This is a genomic window from Rhizobium sp. BK379 (genome assembly GCF_014193955.1).
Lineage (GTDB): Bacteria > Pseudomonadota > Alphaproteobacteria > Rhizobiales > Rhizobiaceae > Rhizobium.
The window spans coordinates 1,040,745-1,063,173 of the sequence record NZ_JACIAD010000002.1 but is presented as its reverse complement, the minus strand read 5'-3'; the positions used below and the strand labels follow the sequence as shown (position 1 = coordinate 1,063,173).

Annotated in this window: 21 protein-coding genes; 10 read left to right on the top strand and 11 right to left on the bottom strand. The window is 61.8% G+C overall.

Annotated elements, in window-relative coordinates; genetic code table 11:
• Nucleotides 1-8: 8 nt before the first annotated feature.
• Both FHT93_RS16260 and FHT93_RS16255 read right to left on the bottom strand, forming a co-directional pair.
• Complete coding sequence (locus tag FHT93_RS16260) at nt 9-812, bottom strand: endonuclease/exonuclease/phosphatase family protein (protein ID WP_183848337.1); 804 nt, start codon at nt 810-812, stop codon at nt 9-11.
• Between the two features lie 78 nt (nt 813-890).
• Nucleotides 891-1,805 carry an SDR family oxidoreductase gene (locus FHT93_RS16255; RefSeq protein ID WP_183848335.1) on the bottom strand — a complete coding sequence of 305 codons (915 nt, stop codon included), beginning with the start codon at nt 1,803-1,805 and terminating at the stop codon, nt 891-893.
• Between the two features lie 102 nt (nt 1,806-1,907).
• On the opposite strand from FHT93_RS16255, the gene FHT93_RS16250 reads away from it, so the two are divergent.
• From FHT93_RS16250 to FHT93_RS16240, 3 genes are all read left to right on the top strand, one after another.
• Entirely contained in the window at nt 1,908-2,477 is a 570-nt protein-coding gene (locus FHT93_RS16250) for a TetR family transcriptional regulator (RefSeq protein WP_113208210.1), read from the top strand.
• Nucleotides 2,478-2,575: 98 nt separating this feature from the next.
• The gene (ampC, locus tag FHT93_RS16245) at nt 2,576-3,733 is read left to right on the top strand and encodes a class C beta-lactamase (RefSeq protein WP_183848334.1); all 1,158 of its coding nucleotides are present in this window, start codon (nt 2,576-2,578) and stop codon (nt 3,731-3,733) included.
• A gap of 132 nt (nt 3,734-3,865) precedes the next feature.
• Nucleotides 3,866-5,374, top strand: a complete 1,509-nt coding sequence (locus FHT93_RS16240) for a mechanosensitive ion channel family protein (RefSeq protein WP_183848332.1) — start codon at nt 3,866-3,868, stop codon at nt 5,372-5,374.
• 3 nt (nt 5,375-5,377) lie between these two features.
• On the opposite strand, the gene FHT93_RS16235 is transcribed toward FHT93_RS16240, so the two are convergent.
• A complete protein-coding gene (locus FHT93_RS16235) occupies nt 5,378-5,863 on the bottom strand; it encodes a YcgN family cysteine cluster protein (protein WP_112547434.1) in 486 nt (161 codons plus the stop codon).
• 186 nt (nt 5,864-6,049) lie between these two features.
• Between FHT93_RS16235 and FHT93_RS16230 the strand changes: the two genes are divergently transcribed.
• The 3 genes from FHT93_RS16230 to FHT93_RS16220 all read left to right on the top strand — a co-directional run bounded on the left by FHT93_RS16230 (nt 6,050) and on the right by FHT93_RS16220 (nt 9,504).
• Entirely contained in the window at nt 6,050-8,233 is a 2,184-nt protein-coding gene (locus tag FHT93_RS16230; RefSeq protein WP_183848330.1) for a transglycosylase domain-containing protein, read from the top strand.
• Nucleotides 8,234-8,375: 142 nt separating this feature from the next.
• Nucleotides 8,376-8,963: a DUF1214 domain-containing protein gene (locus FHT93_RS16225; protein WP_112547459.1), complete on the top strand. Its 588-nt coding sequence runs from the start codon at nt 8,376-8,378 to the stop codon at nt 8,961-8,963.
• Nucleotides 8,956-9,504, top strand: coding sequence for a DUF1254 domain-containing protein (locus tag FHT93_RS16220; protein ID WP_112547432.1), 549 nt, complete (start codon nt 8,956-8,958; stop codon nt 9,502-9,504). The genes FHT93_RS16225 and FHT93_RS16220 overlap by 8 nt, the downstream gene beginning before the upstream one ends.
• 15 nt (nt 9,505-9,519) lie before the next feature.
• Here the strand turns inward: FHT93_RS16220 and FHT93_RS16215 are convergent, their stop codons facing one another.
• Nucleotides 9,520-9,690, bottom strand: a complete 171-nt coding sequence (locus FHT93_RS16215; RefSeq protein ID WP_183848328.1) for a hypothetical protein — start codon at nt 9,688-9,690, stop codon at nt 9,520-9,522.
• A 541-nt stretch (nt 9,691-10,231) separates the two neighbouring features.
• Here FHT93_RS16215 and FHT93_RS16210 point away from each other — a divergent pair.
• Nucleotides 10,232-10,438, top strand: coding sequence for a hypothetical protein (locus FHT93_RS16210; protein ID WP_113017143.1), 207 nt, complete (start codon nt 10,232-10,234; stop codon nt 10,436-10,438).
• Between the two features lie 257 nt (nt 10,439-10,695).
• Complete coding sequence (locus FHT93_RS16205; RefSeq protein WP_183848326.1) at nt 10,696-11,745, top strand: DUF2336 domain-containing protein; 1,050 nt, start codon at nt 10,696-10,698, stop codon at nt 11,743-11,745.
• 50 nt (nt 11,746-11,795) lie between these two features.
• On the opposite strand, the gene FHT93_RS16200 is transcribed toward FHT93_RS16205, so the two are convergent.
• On the bottom strand, nt 11,796-12,764 hold the full coding sequence (locus tag FHT93_RS16200; protein ID WP_183848324.1) for an AraC family transcriptional regulator: 969 nt from the start codon (nt 12,762-12,764) through the stop codon (nt 11,796-11,798).
• Between the two features lie 117 nt (nt 12,765-12,881).
• Here FHT93_RS16200 and FHT93_RS16195 point away from each other — a divergent pair, with 117 nt between their 5' ends.
• A complete protein-coding gene (locus tag FHT93_RS16195) occupies nt 12,882-13,853 on the top strand; it encodes an oxidoreductase (protein ID WP_183848322.1) in 972 nt (323 codons plus the stop codon).
• Here FHT93_RS16195 and FHT93_RS16190 read toward each other — a convergent pair.
• The 4 genes from FHT93_RS16190 to FHT93_RS16175 all read right to left on the bottom strand — a co-directional run bounded on the left by FHT93_RS16190 (nt 13,842) and on the right by FHT93_RS16175 (nt 18,474).
• Nucleotides 13,842-15,440, bottom strand: a complete 1,599-nt coding sequence (locus FHT93_RS16190; protein WP_183848320.1) for an ABC-F family ATP-binding cassette domain-containing protein — start codon at nt 15,438-15,440, stop codon at nt 13,842-13,844. The genes FHT93_RS16195 and FHT93_RS16190 overlap by 12 nt on opposite strands.
• A gap of 124 nt (nt 15,441-15,564) precedes the next feature.
• Nucleotides 15,565-15,903, bottom strand: a complete 339-nt coding sequence (locus FHT93_RS16185; RefSeq protein WP_113208203.1) for a DUF1491 family protein — start codon at nt 15,901-15,903, stop codon at nt 15,565-15,567.
• 37 nt (nt 15,904-15,940) lie between these two features.
• Entirely contained in the window at nt 15,941-17,389 is a 1,449-nt protein-coding gene (locus FHT93_RS16180) for a methyl-accepting chemotaxis protein (RefSeq protein WP_183848318.1), read from the bottom strand.
• Nucleotides 17,390-17,499: 110 nt separating this feature from the next.
• A complete protein-coding gene (locus tag FHT93_RS16175) occupies nt 17,500-18,474 on the bottom strand; it encodes an oxidoreductase (RefSeq protein ID WP_183848317.1) in 975 nt (324 codons plus the stop codon).
• Between the two features lie 152 nt (nt 18,475-18,626).
• Here FHT93_RS16175 and FHT93_RS16170 point away from each other — a divergent pair, with 152 nt between their 5' ends.
• On the top strand, nt 18,627-19,694 hold the full coding sequence (locus FHT93_RS16170) for an AraC family transcriptional regulator (protein WP_183848314.1): 1,068 nt from the start codon (nt 18,627-18,629) through the stop codon (nt 19,692-19,694).
• 17 nt (nt 19,695-19,711) lie between these two features.
• On the opposite strand, the gene FHT93_RS16165 is transcribed toward FHT93_RS16170, so the two are convergent.
• Nucleotides 19,712-20,665 (bottom strand): peptidoglycan-binding domain-containing protein, encoded by a 954-nt coding sequence (locus FHT93_RS16165; protein WP_183848313.1) that lies wholly within the window; start codon nt 20,663-20,665, stop codon nt 19,712-19,714.
• Nucleotides 20,637-22,175: a HAMP domain-containing sensor histidine kinase gene (locus FHT93_RS16160; RefSeq protein WP_183848311.1), complete on the bottom strand. Its 1,539-nt coding sequence runs from the start codon at nt 22,173-22,175 to the stop codon at nt 20,637-20,639. Before FHT93_RS16160 ends, FHT93_RS16165 begins: the two co-directional genes overlap by 29 nt.
• Nucleotides 22,176-22,429: the final 254 nt, after the last annotated feature.

The window sequence follows — 22,429 nt, the reverse complement described above, 5'->3', positions numbered from 1 at the left end:
GGAATTGCTTAGGCAAGCTCAATCAGGAGCGCCCGGTGATCGGAAACTTCGGGCTGTTCGACGACCTCGAAGCGCTCCACCACGACCTCTGGCGTCACCAGCATATAATCGGCAAAGCGCCCTTCCTTCGGATAGAGCGAGGTGCGGGTATCGGTAAAACCCCTGCTGGTGACGAGATCGTTGAGGCCGAGGCGGCCGAGCTTTTCGAAACTTACGCTGTCAGGCAGCACATTGAAATCGCCACAAACGACGAGGCGTTCGTCACCCGGCCAGACGCGTTCGATCAGCTCGACGAGTGCATCCGCCTGGGCATGACGTGCCGGGATGTCGCCCTTGCCGGCGGGATCGCGCAGGCCGTGAAGCTGGGCGATGGTGACGGAAAAGCCGCCGGCATAATCGAACAGGCGGATGCAATGGGCATTGCGCGAGCGCGGATGCTCGCCCCAGCCATCCGGCGAGAAACGGCCATGGATGAAATCCGCCGCCTGCCCGATGACAGGATAGGATCTGCGGACGAAGGTGGCGATCCCGAATTCGGACGGGAAAAGGATCTCGCCGTGAAAGAGGTCGCCGCGCGCAAACGGGCTGAAATAACCGTCGTGATCGGGAAGAACGGCAGCGATTTCGTCATAGAGACGGGCGCGCTGGGCCAACCGAGTGCCGCCGTCGCGATATTCCAGCCATTCCGGCGTATCGGGCGCTGACCGGATCAACTCCTGCAGGCAAAAGACGTCGGCCTCCGCATGCGCGAGATAGTCGATCAGCGGCGCGTGGACGCTGCCGCCCCAGGCATTCAGTGAAATGATACGCAAAGTCGTGCGAGCTCCCTTTCCGGGAGGAGACTAGCAGATTCGCCGGCCGATCAATGCCCGGGGCCGCAGTCCATCGGATCAGCGATAGCCAGCGTCATCTGCCGGCTTGCCGGGCTCCTGCACTTCGGCGAGATACCGCCAGCAATCCGGCCGGGTGCCATCGAGATCGGTGAAACCATAGGCATCGGCCAGCTGGAAGCTCGAGAGCGACTGGCCGTTCCATCTGTTGCGATCGGGATCGGCAGCGAGTGCGGCGACGGCTCGGCCGGTGAACCGCGGCGTTTCCGATATGACGAAATGCGGCTGGACTTTTGTACCGTCACGCCAATTTTCTTCCTTAATCCCATAAATTTCCAGCATCATTTCTGAACGCATCCAGCCCGGCGAGAGCGAGACGGCAGTGGCGCCATGGGCTGCCAGATCCTTGGCATGCGCCCAGGCCATGCGGTTCGTGCCTGTTTTCACCAGGTCGTAATAGGGGCAGAGGCGATAATGGGTGGCGTTGTAATCCGCCGTGCCATCCGTGACCTCTACCAGAAGGCCCCCCGGCTGCTCGATCATCAGCGCCAGCGCATAGTGGGCGGTGATGAAATGGGTGTCGACTGCAAGCCGCAGCATGCGCAGGCCCTTGTCGAGAGAATGTTCCCAGACCGGTTTGTTCCATTCCGTCAGATGTTCGCCACCCCAGATGTCGTTGACGAGAATATCGAGCCTGCCCTGCTCCGCTCGGATGCGGGCAACCAGCGCTTCGACCTGCTCGGGCACCAAATGGTCCACCTGCACCGGGATGCCGCGCCCACCCTCCGCACTCACCAATTCGGCTGTTTCCTCGATGGTCTCGGGCCGGCCATATTCGGATTGCTGCGCGCGTGTCGTCCGGCCGGTCACATAGACGGTCGCGCCTGCCGCGCCCAGTTCCACCGCAATGCCACGGCCGGCACCACGCGTTCCGCCGGCAACGAGTGCTACCTTTCCATTCAAGTTCACTGTCACTTCGCTGTCCTCCCCGCTAGAAAGAATTGGCCATATCGATCGGCTCACTTGTATATAAACGAATGTTCGTTCATAAATAAGGCGAGTGCAAGAGGGAATTTCATGCCGCGTCCGCGCACGCTTTCCGATGAACAGTTGCTTTCGATCGTTCTCGATGTGATCCAGTCGGAGGGACCGGATGCGGCGACCTTTGCGGCGGTCTCGAAGGCGAGCGGCCTTTCCGGTTCGACGCTGGTGCAGCGCTTCGCCACCAAGGCCGGCATGTTGCGCGCCGCCCTGCTCCACGCCTGGGACCGGCTGGATGCTGAAACCGCCCGACTTGCCGATACATTGCCGAAGACCTCGGACGGAGCGATCGCGCTTCTCGCCGCCCTTTCCCAGGACTATGGAGATAATCCCGCCTCCTATGCGGAAGGCCTGCTTCTGCTGCGCGAAGACTTCCGCGACCCGGTGTTGCGCGCCCGCGGCGGGGCGTGGGGGACCGCACTGATCTCGGCACTTGCCGAGCGTTTCGAGGGGCACAGTCAAGCACAGACCATTGCCAGGCTGATGCTCTCGCAATGGCAGGGATCGCTGCTCTGGTGGGGCTTCTCGTCCGATGGCGCGGTTGCCGATTACGTGGAGCGGGAACTGCGGCTCTTTCTTGCCGCTCTCAAGCCCAAATTAAACTAGGGCCTCCTGCGAGTTCTTATCGTTTGTGGAGGGGCAAACGGCCACGCTATCGACGGTGTGTCGGCCGTATCGCCGGCTGCGCAAAGAGGAACCGTCCGATGAACACAAGACATTGCCTTATCGCCCTCGCCTTGTCGGCGAGCCCGCTTCACGCGGCAGACATGACGGACAAGGCATTCCAGGAGATAGCAGATCGCGTTTTTCAGCCGGTGATCAGGGAATACGACATTCCCGGACTAGCCGTCGGCGTGACGATCAATGGCTCGGAATTCTATTATACCCGCGGGGAAGCCTCGCGCGAGACGAAAGCGCCGGTCACCAGCGACACGATCTTCGAACTCGGCTCTGTCAGCAAGATTTTTAATGTCACGCTTGCCGCCGCTGCCGAACAGCGCGGCCTGCTGTCGCTGTATCAGCCGGTTTCGACCTACCTGCCGGAGCTCAAGGGCAGCGCCTTCGACAAGATCTCCCTCGTCAATCTCGCCACCCATACATCAGGCGGCCTGCCGCTGCAGGTTCCAGACAGCGTGACTGATGATAGCGAGCTGATGACCTACCTGAAGAGCTGGAAGCCGGCCTACAAGGCTGGCACCATGCGCTCCTATTCCAATGTCAGCATCGGCCTGCTCGGGCGTATTGCCGGACAGCGTCTCGGCGGCACCTACCGGCAAGCCGCCGAAGGGCAGCTGTTTCCCGCCCTCGGTCTGAAAAGCACCTTCATCGCGGTTCCGCCTGATGCCATGGATCGCTACGCCTTCGGTTATGGCAAGGCGAACAAGCCGATCCGCGTCGGACCTGGCGTCCTCGACGACGAGGCCTACGGCATCAAGACCACGGCCCGCGACATGATGCATCTGCTGGACGCCAATTTGAAGCCGGACGCTCTTGCACCTGAATTCAGGGCTGCGATCGAGAAAACGCATACGGGATATTTCGATACGGCCTATTACACGCAGGACATGGTCTGGGAGCAATATGCTTGGCCCGTCGCGCTAAAGCAGCTTCTCGACGGCAATTCCGCAAAGATGAGCCTGGAAAGCCAGCCCGTGAAAAAACGGACAAAGCCGCTTGCGCCGCAGACGGCGGTGCTGATGAACAAGACGGGATCGACGAACGGTTTCGGCGCCTATGTCGTGCTGGTGCCGAAGTTGCATATCGGCCTGACGGTGCTGGCGAACCGGAACTATCCGAACACGGTCCGCGCCGAAGCGGGGCTGAAGCTCGTCCAAGCGCTGGAAGCCTACGCGGCGCAATAGCTGTCAAATGGCCGGCCGGGCAAGAATCCCGGCCGGCGTTGTCCGCGGTCACGACACCCTATCCATTCGTGTCAGAGGACAGGACTTCTTCTTCCGTGATATAGGGTCCAACCCCCAATCAGGATGTCCTGCATGTCATGGCAGACGCTCGAAGATCCGCTATACCAGTTTATTGTTCTCGTTCTGGCCAGTGCCGCGGCGCGGTTCATTTTCGGACGGGAACCCGCCTTCCGGCTGATCGCCAACTTCATCTTCTTCGCGCTGCTGACCGTGCTGCTCGTGAAACACGAGATTGCCCCCTATACGTCCGACATGGGCAAGGCCGAAGATCTTTTCCGGCGCATTTTCGTCGGGGTCGCCAAGGCCGTCTGGTGGATCGGTGGCGCAATGGTACTGGCGAGTTCGGTGCGGCTCTTCCTGATCTTCGAGCGCAAGCCGCGCGAGGCACGGCTGCTGCAGGATCTCGTTGTCGGCATCATCTATCTCGGCGCCGGGCTGTCGGTCGTGGCTTACGTCTTCGGCGCACCGATCGGCACACTGATTGCAACATCGGGTGTCTTCGCCATCGTGCTCGGCCTTGCGCTTCAGAGTACGCTGAATGACGTATTCTCGGGCGTCGCGCTCAATCTCGGCAGGCACTACAGCGTCGGCGACTGGATCGTTCTCGAAGACGGCGTGCAGGGCCGCGTGGTGGAGACGAACTGGCGCTCCACCCATCTCCTGAACGGCACAAACGACCTTGTCATCGTACCCAACAGCGCACTCGCCAAGGCGCGGCTGACGAACCTGACCAGCCCTGAAGAAGCCCATGGCGTCTCGCTGAAAATCCGGGTCGTGCCTTCAAGCCCGCCGGCGACCATCGAGGAGACGATGCGCACGGTACTCTTGAGCAGCAACGCCATCCTGAAGTCCCCCGTCCCGACTGTCAGCGTCACCGGGCTTGACAGCAGTGCCATCGAATTCGAGCTCTCCTTCCGTGTCTCCGGACTGGGCGAGGCGACCGCTGCCCGGAACGAAGTCTACGATCTCGTCTATCGTCACATCAAGGCGTCAGGCCTGCAGCTTGCGTCACCTGCAGGGTCGTCGCTTCCCCCAGCTGCGGATCCGCCGGAGGACGCCGGGAAACATCCGAACTCGGCCTGGCGCCTGCTCAACGCCATTCCGCTCTTCTCGACGCTGACGGAAGACGAAAAGGAATCGCTTGCGGCCGACATGAAGCGGCTGACCTTCCGGAAGGATGCGTTGATCGCCACGCAGGATACGTCGCTGACATCATTGATGGTCGTGCGGCGCGGTGTTGCCGTCGTCGAGCGGAAGGAAGGCAACGAGACGATCGAACTCGCCAGAATCGCGCCCGGTGATCTCTTCGGCGAACGCGGCGTGCTGATGGGTGCGCTTGAGCCGGCCAATATCCGTGCGCTGACATCCGTCGTGGTCTACGAAATCGCCAAGGATCACCTCGCGGCGATCATGCAGGAGCGGCCGGCACTTGCCGAAGAGCTTGGTCTGCTGCTGTCTCGCCGGATCGAATCCGAGAAGCATCACTTCAGTGCAGGCGTGTCGGGCGAAGCCAGCCATCCAACGACGCTGACGACGCGCATAAGGCATCTGTTCCAGATACCTCACAGCACCTGGTCATGACGGTCAGCCGGCCTTTTCCTCGGGCTCCTTGGCATCATCTCCGACCGTCAGCGGCCAGTCGACGACGTAATCTTCGAAATCGTCGACAGCGACCTCGTTTTCGCTGATGGTGCGGCCGCGGGCGGAAATCCCGGCGGCATGGACAGTCTCGGGATCGCCTGAGACTAGCGGATGCCACCAATAGAGATCGCGGCCCTCATTGACGAGGCGATAGCCACAGGTCGGCGGCAGCCATGCGATTTCGGGAACGTTTTCCCTGGTCAGCTGAACGCAGTCGGGCACGAAATCCCAGCGGTTCGGGTAGCTGGAACAGCGACAGCTTTCGCTGTCGAGCAGCTTGCAGCGGATGGAGGTGAAATAGACATCGCCGCTATCCCATTCCTCGATCTTGTTCAGACAACAGAGGCCGCAGCCGTCGCAGAGGCTTTCCCATTCCTCGGCATTCATTTCGGCAAGTGTCTTACGCTTCCAGAAGGGCAGATCGTTCATCGTTCGTTTCTTGCAACAGCCGCCCGCAAATTCGCGTGACGACCGTTCAACTCTCTTGTTCTTGTGCGCAAAATCAACCAATTATTCAACTTGCTCCGGCTATCCGGAGAGTTGCGGCCCCTTTCAGGCCCCGCTCCGGCGTCCGGATTTTACGGTGCCGAGCGTGCTCAGGCGGGAATATAGGACGTGCAGGATCCGGACAACCCAAATAATGGGTCAGATGTTGGTTCAGAGGGCCCCGAAAACGGGCAAGGCAAGCAGCAGTCGAAAAACCGTCACCTGCTGCTGCGCATCGATTCGTGGATCGACTCGACCGTCTGGAATGCCGGTTTTCGCGCAGCAGAGATCTGGGAAGACACGACCATCTTCTTCCGCCGCTTCCGCGTTCGCGGCTGGAAACGTGCGGTGTTCGAACTCGCCGGCGAAGGGCTGACGCTCGGCGCCGTCGGCATGGTGCTGATGCTGGCGCTCGCCCAGCCGGCTTTCGAGGCCACCAAGGAAGACTGGCGCAACCGCGGCGATTTTGCCGTCACCTTCCTCGACCGCTACGGCAACATTATCGGCCATCGCGGCGTCATCCACCAGAATTCCGTGCCGATCGACGAGTTGCCGGATTCCCTGATCAAGTCCGTGATCGCCACAGAAGACCGGCGCTTCTTCGACCATTTCGGCATCGACGTGATCGGCCTCTTCCGCGCCATGGTGACCAACGCTCAGGCCGGCGAAGTCGTGCAGGGCGGCTCGACGCTGACGCAACAGCTCGCCAAGAACCTGTTCCTTTCCAACGAGCGCTCGATCGACCGCAAGATCACCGAAGCCTTCCTGGCGTTCTGGCTGGAAGCCAATCTCTCCAAGAAAGAGATCCTCGCGACCTATCTCGACCGGGCCTATATGGGCGGCGGCACATTCGGTGCGGCGGCCGCGGCGCAATTCTATTTCGGCAAGAGCATCACCGATGTGAATCTGGCCGAATCCGCCATGCTCGCCGGCCTGTTCAAGGCGCCTGCCAAATATGCGCCGCATGTGAACCTGCCGGCCGCCCGCGGCCGCGCCAACGAGGTGCTGACCAATCTCGTGCAGAGCGGGCTGATGACCGAGGGTCAGGTGATCGCGGCACGGCGCAATCCGGCCAATGTCGTCGACCGCAACGAGGTGGAATCGCCCGACTTCTTCCTCGACTGGGCCTTCGACGAGGTACAGCGCCTGTCGCCGCGCTTCCACCAGCGCTCGCTGATCGTGCGCACCACGATCGACATGGGCATCCAGCAGGCGGCCGACGATTCCATCGAGACGTCGCTGCGCGAATATGGCGAGGCCTATCACGCCAAGCAGGGCGCGATGGTGATGATCGAAAACGGCGGGGCCGTGCGCGCCATGGTCGGCGGACGCGACTATGGCGAGAGCCAGTTCAACCGCGCCACAAAGGCGCTGCGCCAGCCGGGCTCCTCCTTCAAGGTCTATACCTATTCGGTGGCCATGGAGAGCGGGATGACGCCGAAAACGACGATCATCGACGCGCCGATTTCCTGGGGCAACTGGAGCCCGCACAATTACGAAAACCGTTATGCCGGCCGCATCACGCTGGAGACTGCGATCGCCCAGTCGATCAACACCATCCCGGTGCGCCTTGCCAAGGAAAAGCTCGGCATCCAGCCGATCCGCGCCATGGCCAAGGCCATGGGCGTCGAAACGCCGATCCGCGACGACGTGACGATCCCAATCGGCACGTCCGAGGTGACGGTGCTGGACCAGGCGACCGCCTATGCCGTGTTCCCGACCGGCGGCTATCAGTCCCGTCGCCATGGCATTACGCAGGTTCTCGATTATGACGGCGACGTTCTCTACGACTTCGATCGTGACGAGCCGCCCGCCCGGCGGGTGCTGTCCGAACAGGCCGACAGCTACATGAACCAGATGCTGTCGCGGGTGCCCTATGTGGGCACGGCGCGCAAGGCAGCCCTCGACAACGGTGTCGTCACCGCCGGCAAGACGGGCACGACGCAGGCCTATCGCGATGCCTGGTTCGTGGGCTTCACCGGCAACTATACTTGCGCCGTCTGGTTCGGGAACGATGACTACACGTCGACCAACAACATGACCGGCGGCTCGCTACCGGCCATGACCTTCAAGCGCGCCATGGATTATGCCCATCAGGGCGTCACGCTGCGCCCCATCCCCGGCATCGAAAACCCGCTGCCATCCGAAAAGGATGTCGCCAAGGCACAGGCCAACAAGCCGAAGGACGGCGTGCCAACGCTTGTCCGCCCGCGCATGCTGTCGGTGCAATCGACAAACATTCTCAAGGGTATCGGCGAGAAGCTGAAGGATGCTGCGCCGCTCGAGGTGCAGAAGGTGGCGAGCGCGGAATGATGCTTCCGCTGTTTTAGTCGGACCGCCCTTCGACTTGCCAAGAGTTGGGGGACACATCGCCCCATGGCATTCCACCCTCCCAGAATCAGTGGTAACCCTTTCAACTGATTTGATCTTCAAGTTTGATCTTCAAGGGCGCAAGGTGTTTCGGTTTCCCCTTTTCATCCTGATCACGCTGATCGTCGCCTTCGGCGGCGGCATCATGATTTCGCTTTACGCGCTGGATGCGACGCAGGGATTCGGAGCGATCAAGCTCGGCGCCTGGGAGGCCTTTCCGGAACTCCAGACCGTCGACGCCGACCCCTATGCGAAGTCGCATCGCGCGCGCGCCGGCAAGCTGCTCTATGGCAGCGCCGAAGGCCTGACCTTTACAGCAAGCGTGGACGACAGCGGCGAGCGACTGAACGCTGCCTGCCATTACCGCATCAGCGGCCAGACGCCGCCGGCACGGCTGTGGACTCTGTTTACCGCAGACAATGCCGGCAATCCCGCCTCCCTGCAGCAGGCCCTGCCGGCGGCGCTGAATTCATGGACGGTCCTTCGCCAGCCGGACAGCAGCTTCACCATCGACATTGCGACGCGGGCCGAGCCCGGCAACTGGCTGGCACTGCCGCAAGCCGGTACGTTCCGGCTGGTGCTGACGCTGTTCGACACGCCAACGGCCGGCAGCTCCGGCGTCATCGACCTGTCGATGCCGAAACTGACCAAGATCGGATGCGGCAATGCTTAGGGTGTTCTTTGCCCTTCTCGCCGGGCTTTTCGGCGCAGCGCTTCTGCATCTCGTCATCATTCTGGCACTGCCGCATTTCACCGGCCGCGATGCGGCGACGCGGGTGGAAGCGGAGGGCGATCCGAACAATTTCTATCTGCTGACCGGCCGATATGATGAAGCAGGGCTCGCCAATGGCGATCCCTTCGTGCGCACGGCCGTCTGCTCCTTCGATGTGGGCGAGGATCCGGTGCACTTCACCGCCAAGGGAAATGTGCCCTTCTGGTCGATCGCGATCTATGACAGCGCTTCGAACGAGGTCTTCAGCATGAACGACCGCACCTCTGTCGGCGGCGCTCTCGATGTTCTCGCAGCAGGCCCGATCCAGTTGACGGACCTTCGAAAGAACCTCCCGCAAGAGCTGGAGCAGACGATCATGGTCGAGATGGCGCATCCCGAGGGCTATGCGGTGCTGCGCACGCTGGCGCCGCAGGCAAGCTTCGACGAGGCTGCGCGCGCCTTCCTGACGGAAGCGGGCTGCGAGGAACTCGACGCCCGCTAGGGTTGTTTTCGTGAATTACTTATTCTTGACGCGCGGCGCAGAATGCGCCGGATTTTTCTTCGGGGTTTCGACGATCCGTTCGTAACGGACGCCGGTGAACCAGAGTATTTTTGCTTCACCGGGCTCCTTGCCCGAGCGGCGCGGCGCCTGCGGCAGCCGGTCCGCCAATGCGACTACAATTGCCATTCTCGTCTCCATGCACTGCCCGAGACGGATGAACTTGCGTTGGATTTCACCCTGCCCGCCTTGCTGCGGGCCAGCGCGTCCTCAAGCGCCGGATGAACCGGACCGAGGGCATTCGCGCCTTTCTCACGGCACCTACCGAAATACCGTGATGTTGCGGAGCTTCCACGATCCATATTCCCAAATCGCGTCGTTCCTGTCCGAATTGAGACACACGACCGTTAACAGATTACTAATATTCAGCCGCTGCTTTGGGCAGCCTGCTCGGCACTCAGATAACGCGCAGAACGGTTGTTTGGTTTCAGCCGCGGAAAAGAAAAGACAGGCTGAAAGCCGTCCGATAAAATTAGAGATAATTCATATAGTTAATGGCTCCCCGCCAATGAAACGGCGCCCAAGCCCCCACTGTTGCAAATATGCATCATTAAAATATGAATTGCGGCCAGGATGGATGGGTGTATCGTAACTCCATCGGCCCAAAGCTTTTAAGGCGATGGCCGCTTGGAAGTCACACGTGCTCTTGCTGTCATACGGAGAGCAGCCCATGCCCTTTTTATATGGTTGCGCATTCACGTCAGAGGATTTGGACGTGTTAAGTGGCGTGCTAAATGCGTGGTGCGCTGAAAGACATATCGACATCAGAAGTGTCGAGGCGCAGTTCGCTGCTTCGACCGCGCTCGACCTCTACCAGTCGGGCCACCACGAACACGACAAGCTTCTGTCGGCACTCAACGGCCGCACTGGCCTATAGATTATTTGCCGGCTATTTATCCGCATGTCTGGAAACTGCGAATGCCCGTGTTCCGGGGGCAGGTGATTTTATTTTGCCGGCTTACTATTATGCGACACGCGAAACGTGTATATTTCTGTTGCATTTTAATAGAATCTTCAGCATGCATTAACCGTGCCGGTGTAGGATTTGTTCATAACCGTATGGTCTGACGCGCGTCCCGCCAGCGCTTGTCGGCCCACGGTGTCCCGCTTGTTCTGCGTTTTCAGGGTGTGCTTGTGCGTGACCGGTTTCGAGACCTAGAGGGCCCGTTGGCCATCAGGAAGAAGGACGTGGTGTTAATGGCGACTGTCAGCAGTTTCGAGAACCTGTCACATCCGACACGCTCCGAACTGCGCCAGTTTGCCGAACTCTTCATGCCACTTTTCCAGGCATCCTCCGAGGAAGCACGGCGCCAGGCCGTCGCCGCACTTTCCCAATGCGAGAACATGCCGGCAGCAGTCGCCCTCTTTATCGGCAACCAGCCGATCGAAATCGCCGCTCCTTTCCTCACCTCCTCCAAGGCAATCGGCGACGATACGTTGATCACGATTGCCCGCACCCACGGTGCCTCGCATGTGAAGGCGATCGTCAGCCGGGACTCTCTCTCGCCCAAGGTCATCGATGCGCTGGTGGCATTGCGACAGGCCGAGCCGCGTCCTTCCGCCGCCACGCCTGCCGAACAGCTGCCCATGCCTCTTTCGCCGATGCCTGCTCCGCCGGAAATGGACCAGGAAGAAGCCCAGCGTCTCGCCAATGAAGAGGCGCTGCGCGAGCGCATCCGCGGCCTTGCCGGCCATCTCGGCCGCGATGACGACGACCGGCTTGGCCTTCGTTCGCTATCCGATATTCAGGAGGCGCTGCTGGTGCGCTTTGCCCGCTCTCGGGAAGCCACGCATTTCGCCACCGCACTTGCCGATGCGCTTTCCGCCAGCCGCTGGCTTGCTGAACGTATCATGCTCGACCTCTCCGGCCAGCAGCTCGCGACGACGTTGACAAGCCTTGGCATGGGCTTTCTTGACTCCGTCTTCGTGCTGGAAAAGCTCTATCCGCATCTTGCCGAGGTGCAGCACAATGTCAGCCGCGCCTTCCTCGTCCTCGATGCGCTGGACCCGGAAGAGTGCCATGCTCGTGTCGAGGCCTGGCGGCGGGCCGACAGCTACACCTACAATCCGGACAGTCCGGCCGCAGCCAAGCCGGCGCCCGCAGCCCAGGCGCAGGCTCCCGCCTATCGCTTCATCCGGCAGGCGCCGCTGCGCGACCTCAAGAGCGTCAACCGGGCGCGCTAGAGCGCTGTGCGTCCGTTCGGACGCACAAAAGTCGCTCTAACTCTTTGATTCTACACATCAGGCTTTCCAAAAATCGATTCCGATTTTCGGGCCGATGCTGTAGCCATCTGGTGTTCGCGCCTGTACTGCTGCGGCGCAACGCCGGTGATACGCTTGAACGCATTGCTGAAAGCGCTTTCCGATTGATAGCCCAGCGAATAGGAAATCGCCGAGATCGGCTCCGCGCCTGACCGTAGCGCCTTCGCGCCAAGCCGCATGCGCCAGCGCAGCAGATAATCGAGCGGTGAGATACCGGCTAGCTCCCGGAACCGCAGGGCGAAATTGGAGCGCGACATGCCGGCCGCATCCGCCAGATCCTGCAGCCGCCAGTTTCGCGCGGGATCGCCGTGCAGCAATCGGATCGCCGCGCCAACACGCCGGTCGTTCAAGGCCTGCATCCAGCCCGGCGCTGCCGTCTCGGCCTGAGCTAGCCAGACACGGATGAGCTCCACAAAGAGAAGCTGGGCCAAATGATCCGCCGCAACCGACCCGCCGGCGCGCTTCTCATCCCATTCCTCTCCCAGACGCGACAGCAGCCAGCGGATGGCGGCTGCCTCCCGCGACTTGCCACTGACGAAGAGGATAGGAGGCAGCGCATCGAGCAACAGGCCGGCATCGGCATCATCGAAAGTCACGCGCCCACCGACGGCAAACAGGCATTCCCCCGGCAAGTCAGCATGGATGGAACCGACATGGTCGGGACCGAATACCTCGGACGGCGAAAGCGGCGGCAGCGATGGGTCACTGCACAGGATATGGGTGCCGCAATTGACGAGGAGGAAGCAATCGCCGGCCTCCAGCCAGCGTGGTTCACTTCCTTCGGAGACCAGGTAACAGCCGCCTTCGAGCACGGCATTGAACTTCACGCCATCGGAGGCAAAGCGGATGGACCAGTCACCCTTGGCTCTGAGACTGGCGGAAAGCAGGCTCCTGGCCGAGAGCAGCGACAGGACATCGGAGAGAGGGTCGACAGGAAACATTTAGGACGATCACGCAAGCAGATTGGATTTCAGCGCATGGATAATCCTACATCGGATGGCCTAGGTCTAGTCCAGTAGGAGCGGACAAGCCGCCCACAAGACAAATGCGAGGACTTCATGCCGACTTCCCAATATCCCCTTCCCTCCGGATTCAGCCGCTCGACGACATCAGAAGAAGCGCTCGGCAATGCCGATCTCACCGGCAAGCTTGCCGTCGTTACAGGCGGCTATGCCGGCCTTGGCCTGGAGACGGTGCGTGTGCTTTCGAAGGCCGGAGCTTCGATCATCGTGCCGGCGCGTGATACCGAGAAGGCCAAAGCGGCGCTCAAAGACCTGCCGCGTATCGAGATCCATTCATTCGATCTTTCCAACCCGGCCTTGATCAATGCCTTCGGCCGGGAATTTGCCGCGAGCCACCGGCCGCTCGATCTCTTCATCGGCAATGCTGGTATCATGGCAACGCCGCGTGCCCATGACGACAGGGGGTTCGAGCGGCAGTTTGCGACCAACCATCTCGGTCATTTCCAGCTTGCCGCATGGCTCTGGCCAGCGCTGAAGCGCTCCGGCAATGCCCGCGTCGTGGCACTGTCATCGGGCGCGCATCGCTTCTCCGCCATCGATTTCGACGATCCGAATTATCAGCGCCGACCCTATGATGCCTGGAAATCCTACGGCCAGTCGAAGACCGCCAACGCACTCTTCGCACTCGAGCTCGACCGGCGCGGGGTAGAACATGGCGTACGCGCCTTCTCGGTCCACCCCGGCTCGATCCGGACGGAGCTGACCCGCTATGTCTCGGACGCGGATATGGAAGCGATCGGCTTCCGCGATACCGACGGCAATATACCCTCGCATATCGCGGCCCTCTTCAAGACGATCGAACAGGGTGCGGCAACCACCGTCTGGTGTGCGACGAGCCGCCAGCTCGACGGCATGGGCGGCGTCTATTGCGAGGACTGCGATATTGCTGAGGCGCTGCCTGCCGATACGACGGAGCTGCGCGGCGTCATGCCCTGGGCAATGGACGAGGAGGCCGCCGCGAGGCTCTGGACGCTGAGCGAAAAGCTGCTCGGTATCTCATTCGAGTAACTTTCTCGCAGGCAATTCCAGCCGACGCGTGATGCCGACCATCTCCAGGAACACCTCGTCATGGCTGACAATCAGCAGCGCGCCGTCATAGGCTCTGAGGCCTGCTTCGACGGCCGCGATGGAATCGATGTCGAGGTGATTGGTCGGCTCGTCGAGGATCAGCAGCGACGGCGGTGTCGCACCGCCGAGAACGCAGGCAAGGCCGGCACGCAGAAGCTGGCCACCTGACAGAGTAGAGACGATCTGCAGCGCAGCATCCGCCCGGAACATGAAACGGGCAAGGGCTGCGCGGCAGGCATTCTCATCCGATTGCGGGTTCAGCCGACGGAAATTGTCGCGGATCGAGGTTTCGGGGTCGAGCAGGCTGACGCGCTGGTCGAGCATCGAGAAAGAGGTCAAAACACGCACCGCTCCCTCCCATGGCTGGAGATCGCCCGCGATCAACGCCAGCAGGGTTGTCTTGCCCGAGCCGTTCGGGCCGGTGACTGCGATGCGTTCGGGTCCGGTCATGTCGACGGATAGTTTACGGATGATCGGCTCGTCGATTTCGTAGCCGGCGGTCACCGCGTCGATCTTCAATACCGATCTGCCCGGCGGCAGGCCGGTCGAGGGCAGCTTGACAGAGAGCGGTTGCAGGACCTCGATGCGTTTGCGGGCCTCCTCGGCATCCTCAAGCGCCTGGCTATGGCGGCGTTCGGCAAGGCGGGCATTCTCGCCGCTGGTATTTTCCGCCTGCCGCTTGAGACCACCGGCAACGATTCGCGGCATGTCGCCCTTGGCCGCTTTCTTCTTGCCGGCACTGTCCCTGCGGGCCTTGCGCTCGGCCGTTTCCTGGGCACTGCGGGCGACCTCCGCCACGCGCTTTTTGGCGTCCGCCAGATCGTGCTCGGCGGCGGCCAATTCCAGCGCCTTGCGGGCGCGGTAATCGCTCCAGTTTCCGCCATAGCGGGTGGCGCCCAAAGTCGTCAGCTCGACGATCGCATCCATCGTCTCCAGCAGTTCGCGGTCGTGGCTGACGACCAGGGCGCCGTGGCGCCAGCCTCCAAGAAGCGAGATCACCGCTTCGCGTCCATACCGGTCCAGATTGTTGGTCGGCTCGTCGAGGATGAGGAAATCCGGCTCTTCGAAGATCAGGGCGGCGAATGCCGCGCGCGTGCGCTGGCCGCCGGAGAGAGTTGCCAGCAAAGTCTGCGGCCCAGCGGCAAGACCGGCACGTTCCAGTGCGGTTTCGATGCGGGCTTCGAGCGTCCAGTCGGCAACAGCAAGCTCATCGGCAGTGGCTTCGCCGCTTTCGGCACGGCTGAGAATGGCAAGCGCCTGCGTTGCGCCGAAAAGATCGGCGACCGTTTCATCCGGCCCAACCTGCACACTCTGGCGCAGGATGCCGATAGTGCCGGATACGGCAACGGAGCCCGTCTGCGGCTGCAGTTCGCCGGCGACGAGCTTCAGGAGCGTTGTCTTGCCGACGCCATTGCGACCGACAAGGCCGGCGCGCTCCGCGTTGAAGCTCAGATCGATATTGGAGAAAAGCGGCCGGCCGTCAGGCGTGGACCACGAAAGATTGGAAACTGTAATGGATGCAGGCATGGAAATCCCCGATGGCAAGGCGAATTGGCGTTGCGATCAGGTTCATATCCATTGAGCACACATCCTGTTGGTATTGCGGATGGCGGTAAACTAGGCGGGAATTGGCGTAAATTCAAGGCAGCGGTCAGCTGGCCGTCGGGATGAGTTCCGAGACCTCGTCCGCCTCCAGCTCGACGATCCAGAGATCCGGGTCGAACTTGCGCTCGCGCTCCAGCATTTCCTGCACCTTTTCGGGCTCGGCGCGTTCCAGCCTGATTTCGAACAGCCGGTCGCCGCTGCTCTCCTCGTCGAAGAAGCTTTGCGGGGCCGGCGCATAGAGGGTTTCAAGCCCGTCGCGGAAGCGCTGGCGAATGAAGATCGCGCCAGCTTCTTCCGCGCCCTTCTTCTCCACGGCAGCAAAATCGCCGGCGGAGAAAACCCTGCGGACAAGAGCGGAAACGTAGATATCGGCGCGCAATCTCATGGGCGGGACATAGACCGGATGGCAGATGGCGGCAACGCTATACTTTTACCGCCAATCGCAAACCACCCCAATGCCTACCGCGGACTGTGATCGGGGCGGAAATATCTTTCATCATGACGAAGTTGCCGCCGCCCATGTCCCGCCGGTAAGTCTGGACAAGGAAGGGCGCAGTGCTTCTGCCGGCAGCAAGTCCGACGCGATCGTTGAAGATGCGGCGATTGCGGCAATTGGCAGTGTTCCAGACGACATCGCCCGGCCGCTGCGGCTCGGAGAATTTGCGATTGTGGGTCGGCAGGTAGCCGTTTTCATCAATGGCGGCACAGAAGGCGATGCGCTGGTCGGAACCCGCCACCGGCTCCTGGATCGGCGGCAGCAGCCGGTCGGCGAGTTCAGTGAAGGGCGCCATCATCTGTACCGGATCGGTGCCCGATATCGGCTGGTAGTGGCGGTTGAACAGGCTCTCCATGCCGATTGCGCCTTCGGCAACGGCACGCTCCAGGGCATGCGATATCTGGCCGGCGACGGATTGGGCCTGTTCGATCCAGTGGCGGTCGGCGGTTTCCACGCCGGCGCTCGCGGTCAGTTGGATCAGCGTTTCCGACAGGCCGACGACGCTGTCGACGCGTCTGGCTGCCTGCTGCAGCCGGCCGTTGGAATCCAGCACCTCGGCCGACATTTCTCCGAGCTTGGCGACGAAGCCGGCGCAATCGCGATCCACGGCCTCGGTCGTGTTGGCCATGACGGCGGATGAATCGAGGATGCGGGTAATGACATGTTCCATGCTTTCGAAGGCGCCGCGCATCGCTTCGGACTTTTCGCTGACGCCGGCAGCGCTCTTGCGGGCGCCGCCGCCGACAGTCGAGAGACGATCGATCTTGAGCCGAAGCTGCTCCAGCGTTTCCTGGATGGAGCCCGTGGCCTTGGAGGTCTGCAGCGACAAGGCGCGGATCTCGGAGGCGACGACGGCAAAGCCCTTGCCAGCCTCGCCGGCACGGGCGGCCTCGATTGCCGCATTGAGCGCCAGGAGATTGGTCTGGCGGGCGATGGTGCTGATTTCGGCGGCCACCTTGTCGACGTCGGTCAGCGAGCGGGAGAAGCCGGAGATTTCCGCGCTGATCTCTTCCGAGGACTGTACCATGTGACGGATTTCCGAGACCGATCCGGACAGGCGATCTGCCGATTCCTTCAGCATGTGGCGCGCTTGCGTGGCGGTACTGTCCGTCTCACGCAGCGAAACGGCAACGGAGCGATTGGTCTCGGCGATGGAAAGGGCTGTGCGGGTGACCTCATCGAAGGCGGCGGCATGGCGGGCCGACATTGCCGCCATGTCCTGGATGGCGCCGGCAATATCGACAAGGTCGACGCCGAGCGTGGAAGCCTCTTCGGCGAGGCGCGAAAGGATATGGCGCAGCGCGTCGCGATCCGGCCCTTCCGGCTCGTAAGCCGGGCTTACGGCATTCTCCTCCACCGCCTGCAACGCCTGCATGATCGAGCTCCCCCAAGCTACATTAGGGAAGCTTCAAACAACATGGTTAACAACTGGCTAAGAATAGCGGCGCTTATACTTAGGTCTTAGACCCCCGCCCCCTTAAGCCTTCAGCTCTGCGTCAGACCCGTCAGTCTCTCACTCATCTGCCAGAGGCGCTCGGCAAGCTCGGGATCGGTCGCCCAGGGGCGCACGCCGAGCAGTTCCTCGGAGTCGGCCGGCACGGCCTTGGCGATATCGCAGTTCTCGCAATAGACGCCACCCATGCCATCCAGCTCATCGCTGACAGCGCACCAGACAGTGGTTGCCGCACCCTGGGCAATGGTCTTCTTGTTGTTTTCAGGGTCGATGACCGGGTTGCCGTCGGCATCTACATAACCGCTCGCCAGCAGATATTCGCGCGACTGGTGGCGAATGAGATCGGTCGTGACGATACCGCCCGGATGAAGAGAGAAGGCCCTCACGCCCTCTCGTGCGCCCAAAGCGTCCAGCGCAACGGCAAATAGCGCATTGGCTGTCTTCGACTGGCCATAGGCGACATAGGGCAGGTATTCGCGGTTCTCGAACATCGGATCGTCGAAATCGACGCCTGCGCGGACATGGCCGCGCGAGGAGACGGCAACCACACGCGCGCCTTCCGCCTTCACCAGCGCCGGCCAGAGCCGCGCGGTGAGCTGGAAGTGGCCGAGATGGTTCGTGGAGAATTGCGATTCATAACCGCGGCTGTCGCGCGTCAGCGGGTTGGCCATGACGGCGGCATTGTTGATGAGGAAATGCAGTGGCTTGTCGTCTTCGAGGAAACAATCGGCGAACTCGTCGATCGAATTGGGATCCATCAGGTCCATATAGGCGAATACCAGGCCGGGCACGTTTTCGCCCGCCGCCCTCGCCTTCTCGATATTGCGGGCGGGCACGATCACCTTGGCGCCGGCGGCCGCCATCACGCGGGCGGTTTCGAGGCCGAGACCGGCATAACCGCCGGTGACGATCGCCACCTTGCCGGTGAGGTCATGGCCGGCAATCACCTCTTGCGCCGTGGACGCTGCACCGAAACGTGAACCGATGGGAGCCTGGGGAGTGGACATGAAATGTCTCCTTTCAAGAGGATTCCGTCCCGTGGGTGACGGAAATGTTCTATCTCTTTGTTTTTATGCAGTTCGAGACGTAAAACCGCTGCACACGTCTGCCGGAATTGCTCTGGTCGGGAAATATCTATCTCCGGCAGGTGGGATTCTGAATGCTTGTAAATCCCGATTTCTTGCGCCATCGTACAGAGATGACAAGCGATCCCCTCTCCGAAATGCTCAGCCTGCTCGATGCCCGCTGCCTGATGGCGGGCGGTCTGATTGCCGGCGGCCCCTGGGCGCTTGCCTTTCCGCAGCCGAACCGCATCAAGATCAGCGCGGTGGCCAAAGGCCGCTGCTGGCTGGTGCTCGACAATGGCAGCGAGCCTATCCTGCTCGAAGCCGGTGACGTCGTCCTGCTCAACGGCAAGCATTCCTTCATGCTGGCAACCGATCTTGCGATGGAGCCCGCCGATGCCGTCACAACCTTCAAGGAGAAGAAGGTCAATGGCATGGCGCGGCATGGCGTGGGCGAGGATTTCCTCTATATCGGCGGGCATATCGCGCTTGGGCCGGCCGGCACGGCGCTGCTGCTCGACGTATTGCCTCCGGTCATCCATGTGCGGGCGACCCTTGCCGAGGCCGGCGTGCTGCGCTGGCTGCTGGACCAGCTGGTGCGGGAAATGGCGGCCGGCAAACCGGGCGCGCTGCTTGCCTCGGCCCAGCTTTCTCAGCTCATCTTCGTGCAGGTGCTGCGCGCCCATATCATGACGTCGGAGCCGCTGACGGTCGGCTGGCTGCGCGCCTTTGGCGACGAGAAGATCGCGCCGGCGCTGCGACTGATGCATTCAGACCCAGCGCATGACTGGCAGCTCGGAGAGCTCGCGAAATCCGCCGGCATGTCGCGCACCAGCTTCGCCCTGCGCTTCAAGACGGTCGCGGGCGTTGCCCCACTCACCTATCTCACCGCCTGGCGCATGCGCCTTGCCGAGCGGGCACTGCGCGAGGGATCGATGCCGGTCTCCTCGCTGGCGCTTTCACTCGGCTATACCTCGGAGAGCGCCTTCAGCAATGCATTCAAGCGCGTGACCGGTATTGCGCCGAAGCGCTACCGGACTTCGGCCGCTATCAATGTCGGGCCGATCGAAGAGGTGGTTGATGTCGAAGGTCGGGTGCGAACTGTGGACTACCGGCTCCTGCGGCTGGCGAGCCAGCCGTCAGCCCTGTCGCAGCAGGGCTGATTTCAGTCCGTTATTGCTCAGAGCGCACCGATTTCCTTGAGCTTCTTCAACACGGCTTCGCTGGGTTCGCCATTTTCCGGGAGATTGTAGTGTTTCTGGAAGTGCCGGATGGCGGCGCGGGTCTGTTCGCCGGCGACACCGTCGACGCCGACATTGGCGTAGGCCATGTTGACCAGGCCCTTCTGGATCTTCAACACCAGATCGACACTGGAAATGCCTGACAGCGGAACCTGTTTCGGCCCTGATGGCGCCGTCTTGACGGTCTTTTCGGCGCTGCGGATAGCGGCTGCGACCGGATCTTCCTCCGTCGCCTTCGACGTCACGTCTTCCCGAGGTTTCTCCGGCGGGACGGTCGAGGGACCGACTGCATCGGTTCTGAGCGCAGCAAGCACTTCGGGCGTCGCATCGCCGCTTTGCGCCATACCGACCGTTTCCTCGAAGAAAAGGATGGCTGCGCTGGTGCGCGGGCCGATGACGCCGTCGGCATTGCCGTTATAGAGGCCGCGGCGGATCAGTTCCTTCTGGATGTCCATCACGAGCTGGCTCGGCTGCTGGCCGGCCGCTGCAGATGGCGGCGTGGTCTGGGTCGTCGCCGCGGCGTCGTCCGGCCGCTCGATGCGGAACGTGGTGACATCGCCCTGCGGCTCGACCTGCGGGCGGAAGCCTATGGCGGTCGGCGCGCCCGGATCGCGGGTGCGGAAAATCGGATGCGGATGCGCGCCTGGCTGATACCAGAGTGCATTGGCAGCGACGAAGGAGAAAATGACGACGAAGGCGATCGTGCCGCCGGCAATGGACGGATTACGGCCGATGACGCTTCCAAGCGCACCGGCGCCCTGAAGACCGAGGCCACCCAGCGCAGTCGCACCCTGCAGGCCGATGCCGCCGAGTGCTGCCGCACCGGTCATCACAAGGCCCGGCTGCTGCCGTCCCTTCCTGCCCTTAGGCGATTTTCGCTTGCGCGCGGCCATCGAATAGCCCCTTTTCCAGTTCTGCGGCACCCGCCGCGCCCTTCAGCCGCGGCGGAAACTCGACCGTTTCCACCTGGCCGGCATTTTCTGCCGCCGGGGCTCCGGAACCATCCGCCGCAATCTCGATGGTGATGATCGTGCCCTCGCCAGGCTGGCTGGCAATGGCGAAATTGCCGCCATGCAGGGCGACAAGGCCTTTGACCAGCGACAGGCCAAGACCCGTGCCCTCGAATCGACGGGTATAATCGTTCTGGATCTGGACGAAAGGTTGGCCGAGTGTGGCGAGCCTGTCGGCAGGAATGCCGATGCCGGTATCGCTGACAGTGAGCTTCAGAATGCCGTCGCGCATGGCCGCATCGACGGTGACCACGCCGCCCGTTTCGGTGAATTTCACGGCATTGCCGACAAGATTGATAAGGATCTGCTGCAGCGCGCGCTGATCGGCCACGACCTCTGCGATCCCGCGCTGGACACGGCTCGTGAGCGTCACGCCCTTGCTCTTGGCCTGCAGCGCCAGCATGGATTCGCAGGACCGGATCGATGCGCCGATATCGAAAGGCTCGAGCATCAGCTCGTAACGGCCGGCCTCGATCTTGCTCATGTCCAGCATCGTGTTGACGACGGAAAGCAGATGCGCACCGGATTCACGGATCAGGCCGACATATTCGCGCTGGCGCTCGTTCTCGAACTTGCCGAAATATTCGCCGATCAGGATATCCGAAAAGCCGAGGATGGCATTCAGCGGCGTGCGCAACTCGTGGCTGACGGCGGCCAGGAAACGGGATTTGGCATCGTTGGCCGATTCCGCATCTGCCGCGCGCGTCTGCGCCTCGGCGCGAAGCCGTTGCTCCACCGAAACATCATGCAACTGGGCAATGACGGCCGAAAGTATGCCGTCGACATCACGCCGTGCGGTCATATCCATGCGCAGATAAGCGAACTGCCTGTTATCGCGCGAGACGGAGGGGCGCTCCAGCCTGAGATCGACGGTCGCCTTTTCCTCGCCCTGGCGCAGCGCATCCAGCGCCTGCAGGAAAAGGATGCGATCGGAAACATGCACTTGCTCGAAGAAGCCACGGCCCTTCAGGTCGCGCATCCAGACGAGATAGTCGCGCTTGTCGCGGCCGCCGGCCATCGTCACGCTGCCAAGCGGATCGAGGAAGAGGACGAGGCCCGGGCTCATCTCAAGGAAGAGATCGTCGGCACTGGCTGCGGCTACGTGCTGTGGAATAGCCTGGCGGGCGAGCGCAATGCTGCCGACGGCAGAAAAAAGAAAGGCGGCGCAGACCGTGGCGACGCCGGCCGGCAGTGCAACTGCGGGGCTGGTAACGATGGAGAGGCCGACCGGAGCGGCGACAAGAGCGGCAGAGGAGAGGAAGACCAGGCGGCGCAGAATGGTGAGCTCGCTCTGACGCACAGCTTCGCCGCCGCTCGTGCGGGAAAGCCAGCTTGCAGCTGCCCGGTCCACGAGGGCTGTCGCCCAACCGCCAATGTCACTCAATACACGCACGCAATACCTGCCCGAAAAGGCCTTTCATTGACCCGGACAATAGGCCCTCGCGGCTTAAGGAAAGGATAAGGCAAAGTCGCCTTCCACAGCCCAAAAATGCTAAAAGTCCCGTTTTGGGCCATCTGCCTGGCTCTTTGAATTTCGTGGTTAATAGCAGGTAAGCGCCGGATTTTCCTCATATTTCAGCATCACGTTAACTCTTGTGGCAGAGCGGCGGGGCAAAAGTCCAGCAATTGCAGGCGGCGGCTGCCACC

Coding starts and splice junctions, on each gene's coding strand:
- FHT93_RS16250 (WP_113208210.1), top strand. CDS start 1,908: ATGCCGCGTCCGCGCACGCTTTCCGATGAACAGTTGCTTTCGATCGTT.
- ampC (WP_183848334.1), top strand. CDS start 2,576: ATGAACACAAGACATTGCCTTATCGCCCTCGCCTTGTCGGCGAGCCCG.
- FHT93_RS16240 (WP_183848332.1), top strand. CDS start 3,866: ATGTCATGGCAGACGCTCGAAGATCCGCTATACCAGTTTATTGTTCTC.
- FHT93_RS16235 (WP_112547434.1), bottom strand. CDS start 5,863: ATGAACGATCTGCCCTTCTGGAAGCGTAAGACACTTGCCGAAATGAAT.
- FHT93_RS16220 (WP_112547432.1), top strand. CDS start 8,956: ATGCTTAGGGTGTTCTTTGCCCTTCTCGCCGGGCTTTTCGGCGCAGCG.
- FHT93_RS16215 (WP_183848328.1), bottom strand. CDS start 9,690: ATGGCAATTGTAGTCGCATTGGCGGACCGGCTGCCGCAGGCGCCGCGC.
- FHT93_RS16210 (WP_113017143.1), top strand. CDS start 10,232: ATGCCCTTTTTATATGGTTGCGCATTCACGTCAGAGGATTTGGACGTG.
- FHT93_RS16200 (WP_183848324.1), bottom strand. CDS start 12,764: ATGTTTCCTGTCGACCCTCTCTCCGATGTCCTGTCGCTGCTCTCGGCC.
- FHT93_RS16195 (WP_183848322.1), top strand. CDS start 12,882: ATGCCGACTTCCCAATATCCCCTTCCCTCCGGATTCAGCCGCTCGACG.
- FHT93_RS16190 (WP_183848320.1), bottom strand. CDS start 15,440: ATGCCTGCATCCATTACAGTTTCCAATCTTTCGTGGTCCACGCCTGAC.
- FHT93_RS16185 (WP_113208203.1), bottom strand. CDS start 15,903: ATGAGATTGCGCGCCGATATCTACGTTTCCGCTCTTGTCCGCAGGGTT.
- FHT93_RS16180 (WP_183848318.1), bottom strand. CDS start 17,389: ATGCAGGCGTTGCAGGCGGTGGAGGAGAATGCCGTAAGCCCGGCTTAC.
- FHT93_RS16175 (WP_183848317.1), bottom strand. CDS start 18,474: ATGTCCACTCCCCAGGCTCCCATCGGTTCACGTTTCGGTGCAGCGTCC.
- FHT93_RS16170 (WP_183848314.1), top strand. CDS start 18,627: ATGCTTGTAAATCCCGATTTCTTGCGCCATCGTACAGAGATGACAAGC.
- FHT93_RS16165 (WP_183848313.1), bottom strand. CDS start 20,665: ATGGCCGCGCGCAAGCGAAAATCGCCTAAGGGCAGGAAGGGACGGCAG.